Annotated in this window: 1 protein-coding gene; it reads left to right on the top strand. The window is 54.4% G+C overall.

The window, feature by feature from the left end:
* On the top strand, positions 1–369 hold a 369-nt coding region (locus KDM89_RS20350), incomplete at its 5' end, for an efflux RND transporter permease subunit (RefSeq protein ID WP_212689683.1).
* Positions 370–371: the final 2 nt, after the last annotated feature.

The following is a 371-nucleotide window of genomic DNA, read 5'->3' as shown; positions in this document are numbered from 1 at the left end:
GCTGCGATCGGTTTCGTTTCCTTGTTCGGCGTCTCGGTAATGAATGGCATTCTGGTGATTACTTATTTCAATCACTTGATCGTGGAGGGTAAAGCGCCTTTGGAAGCGATGCGTGAAGCCGCTGAGCAAAGGATGCGGCCGATGCTGATGACCGCGTTTTCCGCCTGCATAGGTTTGCTGCCAGCGGCGATCTCGACCGGCATTGGCAGCCAGGTTCAAAGACCGCTTGCGGTCGTGGTGGTCGGCGGCATGCTGCTGGGGCCCATCATGCTGTTAGTCGTCGCACCGGCGTTGCAAGTCATGGTGATGGGATGGTCGCGCAATGAATCCGAAATGACTTTCGGGAACGAAGATAAAGCAGGTAAATAAAA

It is taken from the genome of Cognatundibacterium luofuense, assembly GCF_018139685.1.
Lineage (GTDB): Bacteria > Pseudomonadota > Gammaproteobacteria > Burkholderiales > Burkholderiaceae_D > Undibacterium > Undibacterium luofuense.
Note: the sequence above shows the minus strand (reverse complement) of the source record. Positions and strands in the feature narration are given on the sequence as shown.